The sequence below is a fragment of the Hylemonella sp. P2_B10 genome (assembly GCF_056404875.1).
In genome coordinates, this window is the sequence record NZ_JBFUDE010000001.1 from 540766 (window position 1) to 556316 (window position 15551).

The following is a 15551-nucleotide window of genomic DNA, read 5'->3' on the forward strand; positions in this document are numbered from 1 at the left end:
CTTGCAAAACCTGCGATCATTTCTCCCCATGCGTGAACCCAGCCCTGCGTCAGCCCTGGTGGTCTGCCTGTGCGCCCAGTGGTGCGGCAGCTGCCGCGACTACACGGCCACCTTCCAGGCGGTGCAGGCGCGCTTCCCCCAGGCGCGCTTCCTGTGGTTGGACGTGGAGAACGACTCCGAACTGGTGGACCCGGTGGAGGTGGAGAATTTCCCCACCCTGCTGATCGCCGCTCAGGGCCAGGCGCGTTTCCTGGGCCCGCTGACGCCGCAGCCGGAGACGCTGGAGCGGCTGCTGCAGGCCAGCCTGGCTGACGACGCGCGGCCCCTGCCCGCCCAGAGCGAGGCGCAGGCCCTGTTGCAGCGGATCGTTGGCGCCTACCCCCGAGCCGGCTGAAGGCCAGGGGGCGCCAAACATCCTCCAATCAGGGGATGCGGCCGCGCCCACATCCCCGCATAATCCGCCTCGCTTCACATAGGCTTCACACGCCTAGCATGGAAGCTGCCCGTGATTTTGTGCGTGCGTCACAAAAGCACACGGTCACAGTGCCCACCCGGCCGTCAAGCATACGCCTACGCTTGGCCCTGCACGCTGAAAGAAACACACGCCGGCACCCGTCGGCACAGCGCGGCAGAAGGAAACTCGCTGATGATGGCCAATGACATGGATGACGCCTGGACCACAGGCGCGGAAGTGGACGCCGGGGTCTTGCTGGCGGTGCTCAACGAGGTCGACTACGGCCTGGCGGTGGTGGACGCGTATTCCCGCCGGCTGCTGTACGCCAACACGCCGGCGCGCCAGATGCTGAGCCTGGACAACCCGCTGTCCGGCGGATTGTGCGTGCAGGACGGCCGGCTGGGCACCCGCGCGGGCGTGCCTTCACGGCCGCTGGACCAGGCGCTGGAGCGCGCCCGCATGCGGCTGCGCGGCCTGCTCAGCCTGGAACAGGGCAAAACACGGACCACGCTGGCCTTCATGCCCATGCAGACACTGCGCGGCCTGGACTTGGGCGGCGGCTCCCTGGGTGGCATGGGCGCCTGCCACGTGTTGCTGGTGTTTGCCAAGCCGCGCCTGTGCGATGCCACCACCATCACGCTGTTCGCACGCGAGCATGGCCTGTCTTGTGTCGAGGGGCAGGTGCTGGCGCAGCTGTGCCAGGGTCTGCGCCCAAACGACATTGCCGAGCGCCACCAGGTGCAGGTGTCCACTGTGCGCACCCAGATGCGCAGCATCCGCCAGAAAACCGGCGCCGGCAACCTGCGCGAGCTGGTCAAGGAGGTGGCCATGCTGCCCTCACTGTCGCGCCACATTCCGTGGGAGGCGCCAGCACCCGTGGCACCGCGCCAGGCGCGGGTGGCGGGCGCTCCGGCCAGGCAGTTCCAGCCGGCCTGACGCCGTCTGCGTGCTCAGCGCGCGGCCTGATCGCAGAGCCAGCGCCGCGCCATTTGTGCCACAGCAGGCCAGGATTCTGTGAGTTCTGTTACAAATCAGGCCAAGCTGTTCGCGCAACCCCTTTATGACTGCAGACCTCGCCGCCCTTACCAAAGCCTTTGCTGAAGATGACAACCTGCCAGCCAACCTGCGCAAACTGGCGGCGCTGGGCGAGGCGCGGCGCTACCGCAAGGGCACGGTGCTGATCCACGAAGCCGATGTGGGCGACACCCTGTTCATCATCCTGGCCGGCCAGGTCAAGGCGTACAGCGCCAACGCGCGCGACAAGGAGATCACCTTCGGCGTGTTCGGCCCGGGTGACTACTTTGGTGAGATGGCACTGGACGGCGGCCCTCGCTCGGCCAGCGTCATCACGCTGGAGCCCACGGTGTGCGCGCTGGTAACGCGCGCCACGCTGCGCCAGTTCATCGCCAAGCAACCCGAGTTCGCCTTTGAATTGCTGACCCGGGTGATACGGCGCTTGCGCAACGCCACCGCGAGCGCGCGCAGCCTGGCCTTCATCGACGTCTATGGCCGCCTCACCGGCTGCCTGTACGGCCTGGCCACGCCGCAGGCCGACGGCACCCAACGCATCCTGCAGCGCATCACCCATCAGGAGATCGCCAGCCGCGCCGGCTGCAGCCGCGAGATGGTCAGCCGCATCCTGAAGGACCTGACCCATGGCGGCTACGTGCGGGTGGAAGACCGCCAGATCGTGCTGGTGAAAAAACTGCCACTGCGCTGGTAGCGCGCCTACATCGGCGCTGACACAAAAACATCACGCAATTGATGGATGCCCCGCATAATCCATCAACACTTTGAAGGATTCACCCAATGCCCCAGCCCGGCATCATGGACCCAGGTGACGCGCAACAGCCGGCAGATTTTCTGCAACAGGCGCTGCTGCGGAGCCAGAAGAAGGTGGTGCTGGTGTTGGATCTGGTGGAGTCCGTGCGTTTGATGGCCAGCGACGAGGTGGGCACGGTCAGCCGTTGGCTGGACTTCACCCGCCATGCCGAAAACAAAGTGATACCGGCGCACCAGGGTCGGTTGGTCAAGAGCCTGGGCGACGGCCTGATGGTGGAGTTCGAGCAACCGCGCCAGGCGGTAGCCGCCGCGCAGACCCTGCACGACACGTTGGAGCAAGGCAATGCCGGCCTGCCGCCCGAGCGCCACATGCGCCTGCGCGCCGGCATCAACACCAGCCAGGTGTACAGCAGCGAACACGACATCTATGGCAACGGCGTCAACCTGACGTCGCGCCTGGCAAACTTGGCGCAACCCGGCGAAACCATCATTTCCGCGGGCGTCCGCGACGAGCTCACCGACGGGCTGGATGCCCAGGTGCACGACCTGGGCGACTGCTATGTGAAGCATGTGCAGGAGCCGGTGCGCGCCTACCGGATTAGCCCTGTACGCGAGGCGGTCAGGCCGCAGGAACAGCCGGCACAGTTGCTGCCCACCATCGCGGTCATCCCGTTCCTGACCCGCTCCAACGAACCCGAGCATTTCGACATCGGCGAGTTGATAGCCGACGGAATCATCGCGTTGTTGAGCCGTTCTGGGCAACTCAAGGTGATTTCCCGATTGTCGGCCACAGTCTTTCGTCAGCGCAACGCTGCGCTGAAGCAATTGAAGACTCATCTGGGCGCCGATTATGTGCTTTCGGGCAGCTACGTGGTCAGCGGCAGCCGACTGCTGATCAATGTCGAATTGGCGCAGACTCGGGACCACCACATCGCCTGGGCTGACAGGCTCAGCGGCGAAGTCCAGGATCTTCTGCAGGCCGAAAGCGAACTCAGCCATCAGATCGCGGACGCCACGCAAAAGGCCTTGCTGGACACCGAAGTGCAGAAAACGCTGACGCAGCCGCTGCCCACGCTGCAAAGCTATTCGCTGATGCTTGGCGGCGTGCATTTGATGCATCGCTCCACGCCGCGCGAATTCGACATGAGCCGTCAGGTGCTGGAACTGCTGCTGGAGCGGCACCGCTTGTCGGCGAATGCCCGTACCTGGCTGGCCATGTGGTACGTGCTACGGACCACGCGCGGCATGGCCAGGGACGCACAGCGCGAATCCCGCACGGCACTGGACCATACGCAACGCGCGCTGGACATCGACCCGAACAGTTCGCTGGCGCTGGCGATGGAGGCCTTTGTCCATTGCCACATGAAGAAGGACACTGCCACAGCCGAGCACAAGTTGGTGAGCGCGCTGGAACTGGACCCTTGCAACGCATTGGCCTGGCTATTCAAAAGCACGGTGGACAGCCTGCGCGGCAATACCGCAGGCGCGGTCAACTGCGCCGAGCACGCCATGGCCTTGTCTCCCACAGACCCGCTGCGCTATTACTACCTCAGCCTGGCCGGCTCGGCCGCGCTGTCCGATGGCCAATGGTTGAAGGCTGCGGACCTAGCCTCGCAATCCTGGCGCTTGAACCGCTCCCACCTGCCCACTGTGCGGGCCCTCGTGATCGCCAACTCGGAGTTGGGCCGACACGAATTGGCGCGCGTCCAATTGACCGAACTGCGCCGGCTGGACCCGCAGTTGACAGTCCGCAGCTACCTGGACCAAGCCCCCGGCGGCGCCAACAGCTTGCGCCAACGCTTTGGCGAAGCCATGGCCAGGGTTGGCCTGCCGCGATGCTGATCCCCATCGTCCCGATTTGCCGTTTCTCACCACGACCGCTTCCAACTTCTTTCAAGGACTCACCATGGACATCACCCAAAACCCCGGCAGACCCGATCAAGCCCACATTGACTCCCATGTGGCCGCCACGACTTGGCAGCCGCCGCAGCGAGGCGATGGCAGCGCCACGAAGACAGTGACGCCGGGATCGGGGATGGGTGGCGGCGGCTACCACCCCAGCATCGCCAAGCACGTGCAAGCGCAAAAGCCGATCCAGCGCTGAAGGCCCCTTAGCGCCCGGCCCCTGCCCGGCCTGACAAGTCCGGCCCCATCCCAGTTTTGATCGTGGGCTACACCTGCCCGACCGCCGGTTCTTTTCCGGTGGCCGGAACCCTTTTGTCCGACGTAGTCCACCAACAGTGTCATCACGGCACCGCAGGGACCGGGTTTGCCCAAAACCATTCAAACACATCATCGGAGCATCGCATGAACGACACACCCACCCCAGCAGCCGTCATCGGCGGCGGCGGCATGCATCCGTCGCTGGCCTGGCACGTGCAACAGCAGGCCCTGCCGCAGCCCGCGGCGCCATCCACCCCGACCAAGGCCACCACGCCAGCATTGAGTGGCGACGGTTGCCACCTGGTCGTGGCCAAGCACCTGCAAGGCCGCTGAGCGGCCTCCACCAGCCCCCACCCGGCGGAGATCCAGACCATGGGCATGCGCGACAACTTCGACGGTACCCCCATCGTCGCCTTCCACAAGATCAGCCCCGGCGCGGTGTCACCCATGCACGCCGACAAATCGGCACTGGGCAGCATGCCGGCGGCGGCGCACCAATATTGCGAGGCGCTGCGCATGGCCTCCAGCTACGGCTGGTACATCTTCCCGCCGCGCGACATCCGCCTGCGCTGGGACGGCAGCGAGGTGTTCCATGAGCAAAACGGCGAATGGGAGCCGCTGAGCAGCGTGGTGGACCCGGAGCTGGCCGACTACTGGGACGACCATTGCCCCGCGGACATGCAGGGCGGCGCTCCGCCCTACCTGTCGGCACTGTTCGTGCCGGGCATCGTCCAGATCTGGTCAGGCCTGTTGGTCAGCACGGCGCCAGAGTGGAGCGTGCTGGCCCGCCCACCGGCCAACCTGGCACACAGCCGGTCCTACGCCTGCTTCGAAGGCATTGTGGAGGCCGACTGGTTCAAACCGGTGCCGTTGTTCGTCAACATCCGGCTGACGGCGGTGGACACGCCGATCGAGATCCGCCGCACCAAGCCGCTGTTCCAGTTGCAGCCGGTCTACCGGCCCAGCTACACCAGCGCCATGAGCGGCTTTGTCGAGCATGTGGGCCTGCACCCGCGCGAGGCCGGCCATGAGGACGGCATGTCGCCGCAAGACTGGGAAGGCCTGCGCAACACCGTGCGCAGCATCTCCCCCACCCGCCCGCACGATGTGGGCCGCTATGGCGCCGAGGTGCGCAAGCGCGCCAAGCAGCAGACCCCCCGGCCGGCTTGATGCAGATCGAGCTGGGCCGGGCCGACCGGCTCAGTGCTCGCCGGCCCAGGCCGGTGCCGGCTCACTTTTTGACGTAGATCTGGTCGAAGCTGCCGCCATCGGCGAAATGCGCCTTGTCGGCCGTCCCCCAGCCGCCAAACGCCTGGTCGATGGTGAACAGCTCCAGCTTGGCGAACTGTTTGGCGTACTTGGCCTGCGCCTTCTGTGACACGGCGGGGCGGTAGAAATTGCGGCCGGCAATGTCCTGGCCCTCTTCGGAATACAGGTACTTCAGGTACTCTTCAGCGATCTTGCGTGTGCCCTTCTTGTCCACGTTCTTGTCCACCACGGCCACGGCGGGCTCGGCCAGGATGCTCAAGGGCGGTGCCACGATGTCGAACTTGGCGCCGAATTCCTTGTCCAGCAGGTAGGCCTCGTTCTCCCAGGCAATCAGCACATCGCCTTGGCCGCGTTGTGCGAAGGTGATGGTGGAGCCGCGCGCACCGGTGTCCAGCACCGGCACATTGGCAAACAGCTTGGCGACGAATTCCTTGGCCTTGGCGTCGCCGCCATACTTGCGCTTGGCAAACTCCCAGGCCGCCAGGTAGTTCCAGCGGGCGCCACCCGATGTCTTGGGGTTGGGCGTGATCACACTGACACCGGGTTTGACCAGATCGTCCCAGTCCTTGATGCCCTTGGGGTTGCCCTGGCGCACGGCAAAGACGATGGTCGAGGTGTAGGGCGACGAATTGTGCGGCAGGCGCTTTTGCCAGTCTGCCGCGACCCAGCCGCCGTTCTTCACCAGCGCGTCTGTGTCGCCGGCCAGCGCCAAGGTGGCGACATCGGCATCCAGCCCGTCAATGATGGAGCGCGCCTGCTTGCCAGAGCCGCCGTGGGATTGCTTGATGGTGATGTCCTGGCCGGTCTTGGCTTTCCAGTACTTGGCAAAGGCGGCATTGAAATCCACGTACAGTTCGCGCGTGGGGTCGTAGGACACGTTCAGCAGTGTCACGGCCGGTTGGGCCAGCGCGCTGCCGGCCAGGCCCAGGGCCGACCCTGCCAGCGCGATGGCGAAGGAAAGCTTGATAAAGTGACGGCGTTGGTTTTTGGGGGTCATCTGCAGGTCTCGGGAGAGGTTGAATGGAAACAACTGCATTCTGGGAAAGATGCCTGAAAACTGGAACGAATAAAATATCTGTTATTAATTACCAAATCATCTTTGGTCCGAAAAGAGTCGCACATGGCACGCATGGTGAATTGCATCAAACTGGGTAAGGAAGCCGAAGGGCTGGACTTTCCGCCCTATCCCGGCGAGCTGGGCAAGCGCATCTGGGAAGGCGTCAGCAAAGAGGCCTGGGCCGCCTGGCTGAAGCACCAGACCATGCTGGTCAATGAAAACCGGCTGAACCTGGCCGATCTGCGTGCCCGCCAGTACCTGGCGCGCCAGATGGAAAACCACTTCTTCGGCTCCGGCGCCGATGTGGCCCAGGGCTACGTGCCGCCCAGCGAATAAGCCCTCCGCGCCGTCCACCTTCCAGCATGCACGCCCCACCCGCTGACTGGGCACACCACGGTGCCTGGCGGGTGCTGGACACCGGTTTCGGCCAAGGCCAGCAGTTTTTCGACACCTGGCAGACTTGGCGTCGCGCCAATGCGCGGCCACGCCTGCTGCACTATGTGGCGCTGTGCGGCGGACAGGCGCCCAAGCTGCCTGACTTGCAGGCCGGCGGCGCCCCGGCGGAACTGATCGCGGCACTGGCCTCGCAGTGGTTCGGCCTGCTGCCCGGCTTCCACCGGCTGATGCTGGACGGTGGGCAGGTGCTGCTGACGCTGTGCGTGGGCGAGCCGCTGGCGGCCTTGCGCGAGCAAGCGTTTCTGGCCGACGCCGTCCATCTGCATGCCCCCGACTGGGACCTGTGGCACGTCAAGGCGCTGGTCCGTCTCTGCCGGCGCGGCACGCGGCTGACGACTGCGCCGCTGACGGAGGCGTCGCGCCAGTTGCTGCACCAATGCGGTTTTGACATCACCCAGGACGACGGCCCGCAGGGCTTGCAGGCCCGCTTCAACCCGCGCTGGACCCTGAAATCCGCGCAAGCGGAAACCGGCACCCCACCCACCCCGCCCAGCCATTGCACCGTGGTGGGCGCCGGGCTGGCCGGCGCCAGCGTGGCCGCGTCCCTGGCGCGACGCGGCGTGCGCGTGGACGTGCTGGACGCGGCCGCCCACCCGGCCGCCCAGGCATCGGGCCTGCCGGTGGGGTTGATGGTGCCCATGGTGTCGTCAGATGACGGCACGCGTGCCCGCCTGTCACGCGCCGGCCTGCGCCTGAGCCTGCAGCAGGCCGACGCCAGACTGCAGCGCGGTGAAGACTGGGACCACAGCGGCGTGCTGGAACGCTGCCTGCAATCCGACGCAGTGCTGCCCACCCCTTGGGGCCAAGCGGGCCGGGACTGGAGCGACGTGTGCGACGTTGGCAACAGCCCTTCCCCCGGGGTCAACCACCTGCTGGACGCGCCTGCGCTGTGGCACCGGGCGGGCGCCTGGGTCAAGCCCGCGGCGCTGGTGCGGGCCTGGCTGGCGTCGGAGGGCGTGCGCTTTATCGGCAACACTGCGGTGGCCTCACTGGTGCCGGCAGGTGACCATTGGCTGCTGCGGAACAGCCAGGGCCAGTTGCTGGCCGAGAGCAGTCACGTGGTGCTGGCCAATGCCTGGGGGGCCGCCGCGCTGGCGGGTGACCTGCTGCCGGGCCGGCCACCGCTGTCGGCAGTGCACGGCCAGGTCTCCTGGGGCCTGCACCGCGCGGGTGAGCCGCCGCTGCCGCCCTGCCCGGTCAACGGCATGGGCAGCTTTGTCTCGCACCTGCCGCTGGGTGGGCAACAGGCCTGGTATACCGGCAGCACTTTCGAGCACGACGCGTTGTCGGTGGGCGAGGCGCATCAGGCCAACCTGACGCGGCTGGCGCAACTGCTGCCCGAAGGCGCCGCCCTGTTGCGCGGCGCGCTGGCAGACGGCAGCGCCCAGGTCTGGCGCAACACCCGCTGCACCAGCACCGACCGGCTGCCACTGGTGGGCCGCCTGAGCCCGGACCATGCGCCGGCATCACTGTGGATCAGCACCGCCATGGGCGCACGCGGCCTGAGCCTGAGCGTGCTGTGCGCCGAATTGCTGGCCGCGCAGCTGTGCGGCGAACCGCTGCCGCTGGAAACCAGCCTGGCCCGCCTGCTCAGCGCGCAGCGGGGGCGCAGGCGTACGGCGGGCACCGCAGGCACCCCATGACCGCCTTGGACGGTCTGCGCGTCTCTCAGGCCGCCTTAGACCCGCTGCAAAAGCTGCTGCACCTGTAAAGGGTCAAATGGCCGCACCAATACGCCACGGCAGCCGGCATGCTCGGCCTGCTCGTGCATCTCCCAGGACGCGTCGCTGGTGGTCAGCACCACCGCGCCAATGGCCGGCTCCAGCGACACCAGTTGCGCCACCAGCTTCCAGCCGCTGACGTCGTACAGGTCCAGGCTGGTGATCACGAGGTCAAAATGGCGCCGGCCTGCCAGCTCCAGCGCTTCGGCACCGGTTTGCGCATCTTCCACCGCCACCAGGCCGGCCAAGGCCAGGCGCGCGCGCAGGTAGAGCCGGTGCTCGCGCACGGCATCCACCAGCAGCACCAGCTTCACGCCGGGCAGCGCGGGCACGGGCGGCGCCAACGTGGGGGGCGCTTCGCCCAGCAGGTCGAAATCGATGTCCACGCCCGTGGCAGACTCAGCCTCCGGCGCGGCCAGTTCCATCAAAAACAGACTGTCCATGGCCGCCACGATGTCGGGCCAGTGGATGGGACGCGGGAACGCGCGCCAAGCCTGGGGCGGCGGCTGGGCGCCGACGCAGATCAGCTTCAGGCTGGGGCTGGTGCCCGGCGAAGCCAACTCCAGCGCCCAACCGTAGCTGTCCACATCCACCAGCGCCAGTTGCGGCGCCATGCCGCAGTCGGGCGTCCACAGGTTGTAGGTGGGTTCGTGCTCCTGTGAGAGCCGGAACATGGTGTTGATCGCGTGGCGCTCCACCTCTCCGAACCCCACCACCTTGACGAATATGGTCAACGCCATGAGTTGCGAAACCGTTGTTGATGCAGAACTTTACAAATCATAAATGCCATCCAGGCCCCAGGATTGTGCACGCCGAATCGGCGACAATAACCGCCTTTCAGCGGGCTCGCCCGAGCCCGTATGATGCCAAATGGCCAAAAATGGGCGGCCACGGCAGGGCGATGCGTTTATCCTTGCCATCTGTTTGTCAATTTTTCATCACTTTTCATCGCCACCATGAAACTGAAATTCCTCTCGTTGGCCGTTGCAAGCGCCATGCTGGCCCTGTCTGCGCACGCCGCCGACCCGAAACTGGCTGTCGTCTACGGTGGCGGGGGCAAGTTCGACAAGTCCTTCAACCAGTCCGGCTATGACGGTGCCGAGCGGTTCAAGAAGGAAACCAAGATCAACTACCTGGAAGCCCAGATCACCTCCGACGCGCAAAGCGAGCAGGTGTTGCGCAACATGGCCCGCAAGGACGTGGACCTGGTGGTGTCGATCGGTTTTTCCATGGCCAAGGCGGTGGAAACCGTGTCCAAGGAATTCCCCAAGGTGCACTTCATGATCATTGACAGCGAGGTCAAGAACCCCAACGTCAACTCCGTGGTGTTCAAGGAGCAGGAAGGCTCCTACCTGGTGGGCGTGGCGGCCGCGCTGGCCAGCCAGAGCAAGAAGGTGGGCTTCATCGGCGGCATGGACATCCCGTTGATTCGCGCCTTCTCCTGCGGCTACGCCCAGGGTGCCAAGGCGGTGGACCCCAAGATCGACGTGACGCAAAACATGGTCGGCACCACCCCAGCGGCCTGGAACGACCCGGCCAAGGGCAGCGAGCTGAGCCGCGCGCAGATCGACCGCGGCGTGGACGTGATCTTCGTCGCCGCCGGCGGCAGCGGCCTGGCCGCGCTGCAGGTGATCAAGGACAAGGGCAAGCTGGGCATTGGCGTGGATTCCAACCAGAACTACCTGCACCCCGGCGTCATCCTGACCTCCATGCTCAAGCGCGTGGATAACGCCGTGTACGAAGGCTTCATGGCGGCCAAGAACGGCACCTGGAAGCCCGGCGTCACGGTGATGGGCCTGAAGGAAGGCGGCATCGGCTGGGCGCTGGACGAACACAACCGCAAGCTGGTCACGCCGGCCATGGAAACCCGCATCAACCAGGCCGCCAAGGACATCGTGGCTGGCAAGGTCAAGGTGGTGGACTACAGGGACAAGAACAGCTGCCCGATCTGAGATCCGGTCTGAGTCTTGCTTTCCGTTTTCCGGTGACATACCTGCCCCCGGTTGCCCCATGACCATCCCGCTGATCGAATTCCGCAACATCTGCAAGCAGTTCGGTGAAGTGCGCGCCAATGCCGGCGTGAGCTTCGCCGTGCGCAAAGGCTCCATCCACGGCATCGTGGGTGAAAACGGCGCTGGCAAGTCCACGCTGATGAGCATCCTGTACGGCTACTACCAGGCCGACAGCGGCGAGATCCTGCTGGACGGCAAGCCGGCCGCCATACGCCACAGCCAGGACGCGATACAACGCGGCATCGGCATGGTGCACCAGCATTTCATGCTGGTGGACAGCTTCACGGTGCTGGAAAACATCATGCTGGGGGTGGAAGGCGCCTTCGTGCTGGACAAGCGCTTCAAGGCCGCCGAGGCGCGGCTGAAGGAGCTGGAAGCGCAGTACCACCTGGAAGTGGATCCGCAGTCCTTGGTGGAGCACCTGTCGGTGGGCGAGCAGCAGCGGGTGGAAATCCTGAAGCTGATCTTCCGTGGGGCCGACATCCTGATCCTGGACGAGCCCACCGCCGTGCTGACGCCGCAAGAGGCCGATTCGCTGTTCGCCATCCTGCGGCGCTTCCGCGACGAGGGCAAGACCATCATCCTGATCACCCACAAGCTGCAGGAGATCTTCGCCTTGACCGACCGCGTCACCGTGATGCGCGCTGGCACCGTGGTGGGAGAGGTGGACACCGCCACCAGCTCCCGCGAGGAAGTGGCGACGCTGATGATCGGCCGCAGCGTGGAAGCCACGCTGACACGCGGCCCCTACAAGCCGGGCGAGGTGGTGCTGCAGACCCGTCAACTGGGACTGACCGACAAGCAAGGCGTCAAATTGCTGGAGGGCATAGACCTGCAGGTGCGCGCCGGTGAAATCGTCGCCGTGGCGGGCGTCTCCGGCAACGGCCAGACCGAACTGCTGGAAGTGCTGTCGGGCATGAAGCTGCCGGGAGACGGCGCCATCGAATTCCTGGGCCAGGCCCTGCCCTATGCCAAACGGCATGACGCCGATGGCCTGCCAGACGTCTACCGCCGCCTGGGCATCTCGCACGCGCCGGAGGACCGGCTGCGTGATGGCCTGGTCAAGAGCAACTCGGTGGCGGAAAACTGCGCGCTGGGCCGCCAGAGCCTGCCCCAGTTCTCGCACAAGGGCTGGATGAGCCCGCAGGCCATGACGGCGCAGGCCAACCAGTTGATTGCCGACTTCGACGTCCGCCCGGCCAACGCCGCGCTGCGCATCGGCCAGCTGTCTGGCGGCAACCAGCAGAAAGTGGTGCTGGGGCGCGAGATTGCCGCCAAGCCGAAGCTGATCCTGGTGGGCCAACCCACCCGGGGCGTGGACATTGGCTCCATAGAAACCATCCACAAACGCCTGCTGCAATTACGCGATGCCGGCATCGCCATCGTGCTGGTGTCGGTGGAACTGGAAGAAATACGGGCCCTTGCCGACCGCATCTACGTGATGTGTGGCGGGCGCATCACCGGTGAGCTGATGGCACAAGACTTCGACACCACCCGCATAGGCATGATGATGGGCGGGGTGAGCAAATGAGCGGCCATAACTTGCCCCGCTGGGCTACCAGCCTGGTGCTGCCGCTGCTGAACCTGCTGTCGGCCCTGCTGGTTGCGGCCTTGGTGATTTATGGCCTGGGCGAAAGCCCGGTCGAATCCATGGGCATCCTGGTCAAGAGCGCCTTCCTGAGCCCCGAGGGCTTGGGCTACACGCTGTTCTATGCCACCACCTTCATCTTCACCGCGCTGGCGGTGTCGGTGGCGGTGCAGGCCGGCCTGTTCAACATCGGCGGCGAAGGCCAGCTGTACATAGGCGGCTTCGGCATGGCGCTGGTGGTGCTGTTGTTCGACGCCACCCTGCCCGGCTGGCTGCTGATCCCGCTGGCGCTGGTGGCCAGCGCGGTGTTTGGCGCCGCCTGGGCCTTCATCCCCGGGTACTTGCAGGCCAGGCGTGGCAGCCACATCGTGGTGACCACCATCATGTTCAACTTCATCGCCGCCAGCCTGATGAATTTTGTGGTCGTCAGCTACATGATCCCGGCCGGCGAGCAGACCACCTCCAGCCGCCAGTTCGCGCAAAGCGCCTGGTTGCCGCGCCTGGGCAGCGTGTTCGAATTCATGGGCCAGAGCCCGCTGAACATCAGCTTTGCCATCGCGCTGGCCGCGCTGGTGCTGTACGCCATTGCCATCTGGCGCACGCCCTGGGGCTATGGCGTGCGCGCTGTCGGCCTGAACCCGCATGCGGCGCACTACGCCGGCGTGTCGATCAAGACCACCATCGTGGTGGTGATGGCGGTGTCGGGCGCACTGGCCGGCATGGCGGCGGTGAACAGTGAAATGGGCTCGTCCCATCACCTGGGGTTGAATTTCACCAACGGCGCCGGCTTCATCGGCATTGCGGTCGCGCTGATGGGGCGCAACCACCCGGTGGGCATCCTGCTGTCCAGCATCCTGTTTGGCGGGCTGATACAAGGTGGGTTCGATTTGTCGCTGGAGAAGTCGAATATTCCGCCGGAAACCTTTGTCTTCATCCAGGGCTTGATCATCCTGTTTTGCGGCGCCATGGAAAACCTGTACGCACCAGCGCTGGCGGCATTGCTCAAGCGCCTGCCCTCTTCTTCCAAGCCTGCCGGGGGAGCCGCCTGATGGACGACATCCAACTCTCCAGCATTTTTGTGGCCATGGTGCGCAGCGCACCCATCCTGCTGTTCGCCGCCATGGGTGGGCTGTTTGCCGAACGCTCCGGCGTCGTCGACCTGAGCCTGGAAGGCAAGATGCTGGCCAGCGCCTTCACCTCAGCGGCCGTGGCCTATGCCACGCAGAACCCGTGGTGGGGTGTCGGGGCGGCGATCGCCGTGTCCTGCCTGCTGTCGCTGCTGCACGGTTACGTCAGCATCAACCAGCGCGGCAACCAGCTGGTCTCGGGCATGGCCATCAACATCGCTGTCAGCGGGCTGACCTTTGTGCTGGCGCAGTATTTCTTCCAGCTGGGCGGGCGCACGCCCGACCTGAACGACGGACGCTTCCTGCCGATAGACTTCCCCGGCGCTGCGGCGATCGCCAACGTGCCGGTGCTGGGCTGGCTATACGGCAAGCTGCTGGGCGGCCACACCATCCTGGCCTACCTGGCCTTCCTGGCAGTGCCGCTGGTGCACTGGATCGTCAACCACACGCGCTTTGGCCTGCGCCTGCGCTCCGTGGGCGAGAACCCGCATGCGGCCGACACCGCCGGCATCAGCGTGGCGTGGACACGTTACTCGGCGTTGCTGGTGGCCGGTTTCATGTGCGCGCTGTCGGGCTCTTACCTGGCGTTGGTGCAAAGCGGCTTCTTCATCCGTGACATGTCGGCCGGCAACGGTTTCCTGGCACTGGCCGCGTTGGTGTTCGGCAACTGGCGGCCACTGTACACGGCGCTGGGCTGCCTGATGTTCGCGTTTTTCAGCGCGCTGCAGATCCAGGCCGAGGGCGTGGCGTTTCCCATCATCGGCAAGATACCCGGCTCGCTGATACAGATGATCCCCTACGTGGTCACCGTCATCATCCTGGCCGGCTTCATGGCGCGCTCGGTGGCGCCCAAGGCCATTGGCGTGCCTTTCGTCAAGTCCCGTTGACACATCCGTAACCGCCGCACCCACGCAGCCGCGCTGCGGGCCGGCCTTTCATTCGCAGAGTTCAAAAATGATCCTCGTCGCTGGTTCCGCCAATCTGGATTTCGTGGTGCGCGCCAACCACATCCCCGCCCCTGGGGAAACCGTGCTGGGTCGGGACTTCAAGACCTTCCCCGGTGGCAAGGGCGCCAACCAGGCCATCGCCTGCGCCCGTGCCGGCGCCGTGGCCACCGACATGCTGCTGGCCCTGGGGCGCGACGCCTATGCCGCGCCGCTGGAAGCCTCGCTGGCAGCAGACGGCGTGCGCATGCACATCGTGCGTGCCGACGATGAGCCTACCGGCACCGCCTTCATCTGCGTCTCTGATGACAGCGAGAACGCCATCACTGTAGCGCCCGGCGCCAACCTGAAGCTGCGCCCCCAGCACCTGCCGGCGCTCACCGGCTGCAGCCACCTGCTGATGCAGCTGGAAACACCGGTGGACACGGTGCTGGCCTATGCCCGCGCGGCGCACCAGGCCGGCGTCAAGGTGGTGCTGAACGCCGCCCCGGCCCAGGCGCTGCCGGCCGAGCTGCTGGGGCTGTTGGACGTGCTGGTGGTCAACGAGGGCGAGCTGGCCGTGGTGGCCGGCCAGGGTGGTTCCGTGGCCGAATGCCTGGCCAAGCTGGACGTGCCCTGCGTGGTGGTCACGCTGGGCGCGCGCGGCTGCGTGGCCCGCGTTGGCCAGCAGGTGCTGACGCAAGCGGCCTTTCCCGTCAAGCCGGTGGACACCACTGCCGCTGGCGACACCTTCTGCGGCACGCTGGCCGCAGCACTCAGCCAAGGCCAGGCGCTGCCTCAGGCACTGGCGCAAGCCAGCGCCGCCGGCGCCCTGGCCTGCACCGCGCTGGGTGCGCAATCCAGCATCCCGCGCCAGGCCGATGTGGCGGCGCTGGTGGCGGCCACGCCAGCCACTTCTGTGCAGGCCGACGCAGACCTGCGAAAATTCTGTGGTTTTCCAGCCTGACCGCTCGAAAGCCTTATTCCTCTGAGCACCAT

Annotated in this window: 16 protein-coding genes; 14 read left to right on the forward strand and 2 right to left on the reverse strand. The window is 65.8% G+C overall.

Going from position 1 to position 15551, the window contains the following annotated elements; translation table 11 throughout:
- The first annotated feature begins 28 nt into the window (after positions 1-28).
- The 7 genes from AC1DX2_RS02525 (at position 29) to AC1DX2_RS02555 (ending at position 5569) form a co-directional block, all read left to right on the forward strand.
- Positions 29-394 (forward strand): thioredoxin family protein, encoded by a 366-nt coding sequence (locus AC1DX2_RS02525; protein ID WP_477194706.1) that lies wholly within the window; start codon positions 29-31, stop codon positions 392-394.
- 252 nt (positions 395-646) lie between these two features.
- The gene (locus AC1DX2_RS02530) at positions 647-1390 is read left to right on the forward strand and encodes a helix-turn-helix transcriptional regulator (protein WP_477194707.1); all 744 of its coding nucleotides are present in this window, start codon (positions 647-649) and stop codon (positions 1388-1390) included.
- Between the two features lie 124 nt (positions 1391-1514).
- Positions 1515-2177 (forward strand): Crp/Fnr family transcriptional regulator, encoded by a 663-nt coding sequence (locus tag AC1DX2_RS02535; protein ID WP_477194708.1) that lies wholly within the window; start codon positions 1515-1517, stop codon positions 2175-2177.
- 86 nt (positions 2178-2263) lie between these two features.
- Positions 2264-4078, forward strand: coding sequence for an adenylate/guanylate cyclase domain-containing protein (locus AC1DX2_RS02540; protein WP_477194709.1), 1815 nt, complete (start codon positions 2264-2266; stop codon positions 4076-4078).
- A 64-nt stretch (positions 4079-4142) separates the two neighbouring features.
- Entirely contained in the window at positions 4143-4340 is a 198-nt protein-coding gene (locus AC1DX2_RS02545; RefSeq protein WP_477194710.1) for a hypothetical protein, read from the forward strand.
- Positions 4341-4543: 203 nt separating this feature from the next.
- Entirely contained in the window at positions 4544-4732 is a 189-nt protein-coding gene (locus tag AC1DX2_RS02550; RefSeq protein ID WP_477194711.1) for a hypothetical protein, read from the forward strand.
- A 39-nt stretch (positions 4733-4771) separates the two neighbouring features.
- Entirely contained in the window at positions 4772-5569 is a 798-nt protein-coding gene (locus AC1DX2_RS02555; RefSeq protein WP_477194712.1) for a DUF6065 family protein, read from the forward strand.
- 61 nt (positions 5570-5630) lie between these two features.
- Here AC1DX2_RS02555 and AC1DX2_RS02560 read toward each other — a convergent pair whose 3' ends face one another.
- Positions 5631-6665, reverse strand: coding sequence for a sulfate ABC transporter substrate-binding protein (locus AC1DX2_RS02560; RefSeq protein ID WP_477194713.1), 1035 nt, complete (start codon positions 6663-6665; stop codon positions 5631-5633).
- Positions 6666-6788: 123 nt separating this feature from the next.
- Between AC1DX2_RS02560 and AC1DX2_RS02565 the strand changes: the two genes are divergently transcribed.
- Both AC1DX2_RS02565 and mnmC1 read left to right on the forward strand, forming a co-directional pair.
- Positions 6789-7061, forward strand: coding sequence for an oxidative damage protection protein (locus AC1DX2_RS02565; RefSeq protein WP_477194714.1), 273 nt, complete (start codon positions 6789-6791; stop codon positions 7059-7061).
- Between the two features lie 26 nt (positions 7062-7087).
- A complete protein-coding gene (gene mnmC1 / locus AC1DX2_RS02570) occupies positions 7088-8824 on the forward strand; it encodes an FAD-dependent 5-carboxymethylaminomethyl-2-thiouridine(34) oxidoreductase MnmC1 (protein WP_477194715.1) in 1737 nt (578 codons plus the stop codon).
- A 35-nt stretch (positions 8825-8859) separates the two neighbouring features.
- Here the strand turns inward: mnmC1 and AC1DX2_RS02575 are convergent, their stop codons facing one another.
- Complete coding sequence (locus AC1DX2_RS02575) at positions 8860-9642, reverse strand: response regulator (RefSeq protein ID WP_477194716.1); 783 nt, start codon at positions 9640-9642, stop codon at positions 8860-8862.
- A 216-nt stretch (positions 9643-9858) separates the two neighbouring features.
- Between AC1DX2_RS02575 and AC1DX2_RS02580 the strand changes: the two genes are divergently transcribed.
- The 5 genes from AC1DX2_RS02580 to AC1DX2_RS02600 all read left to right on the forward strand — a co-directional run bounded on the left by AC1DX2_RS02580 (position 9859) and on the right by AC1DX2_RS02600 (position 15519).
- Positions 9859-10854 carry a BMP family lipoprotein gene (locus AC1DX2_RS02580; protein WP_477194717.1) on the forward strand — a complete coding sequence of 332 codons (996 nt, stop codon included), beginning with the start codon at positions 9859-9861 and terminating at the stop codon, positions 10852-10854.
- Between the two features lie 58 nt (positions 10855-10912).
- Complete coding sequence (locus tag AC1DX2_RS02585; RefSeq protein WP_477194718.1) at positions 10913-12445, forward strand: ABC transporter ATP-binding protein; 1533 nt, start codon at positions 10913-10915, stop codon at positions 12443-12445.
- The gene (locus AC1DX2_RS02590) at positions 12442-13551 is read left to right on the forward strand and encodes an ABC transporter permease (protein WP_477194719.1); all 1110 of its coding nucleotides are present in this window, start codon (positions 12442-12444) and stop codon (positions 13549-13551) included. The genes AC1DX2_RS02585 and AC1DX2_RS02590 overlap by 4 nt, the downstream gene beginning before the upstream one ends.
- Positions 13551-14516 (forward strand): ABC transporter permease, encoded by a 966-nt coding sequence (locus AC1DX2_RS02595; protein WP_477194720.1) that lies wholly within the window; start codon positions 13551-13553, stop codon positions 14514-14516. The genes AC1DX2_RS02590 and AC1DX2_RS02595 overlap by 1 nt, the downstream gene beginning before the upstream one ends.
- Before the next feature lie 67 nt (positions 14517-14583).
- Positions 14584-15519, forward strand: coding sequence for a ribokinase (locus AC1DX2_RS02600; RefSeq protein WP_477194721.1), 936 nt, complete (start codon positions 14584-14586; stop codon positions 15517-15519).
- Positions 15520-15551 lie beyond the last annotated feature (32 nt).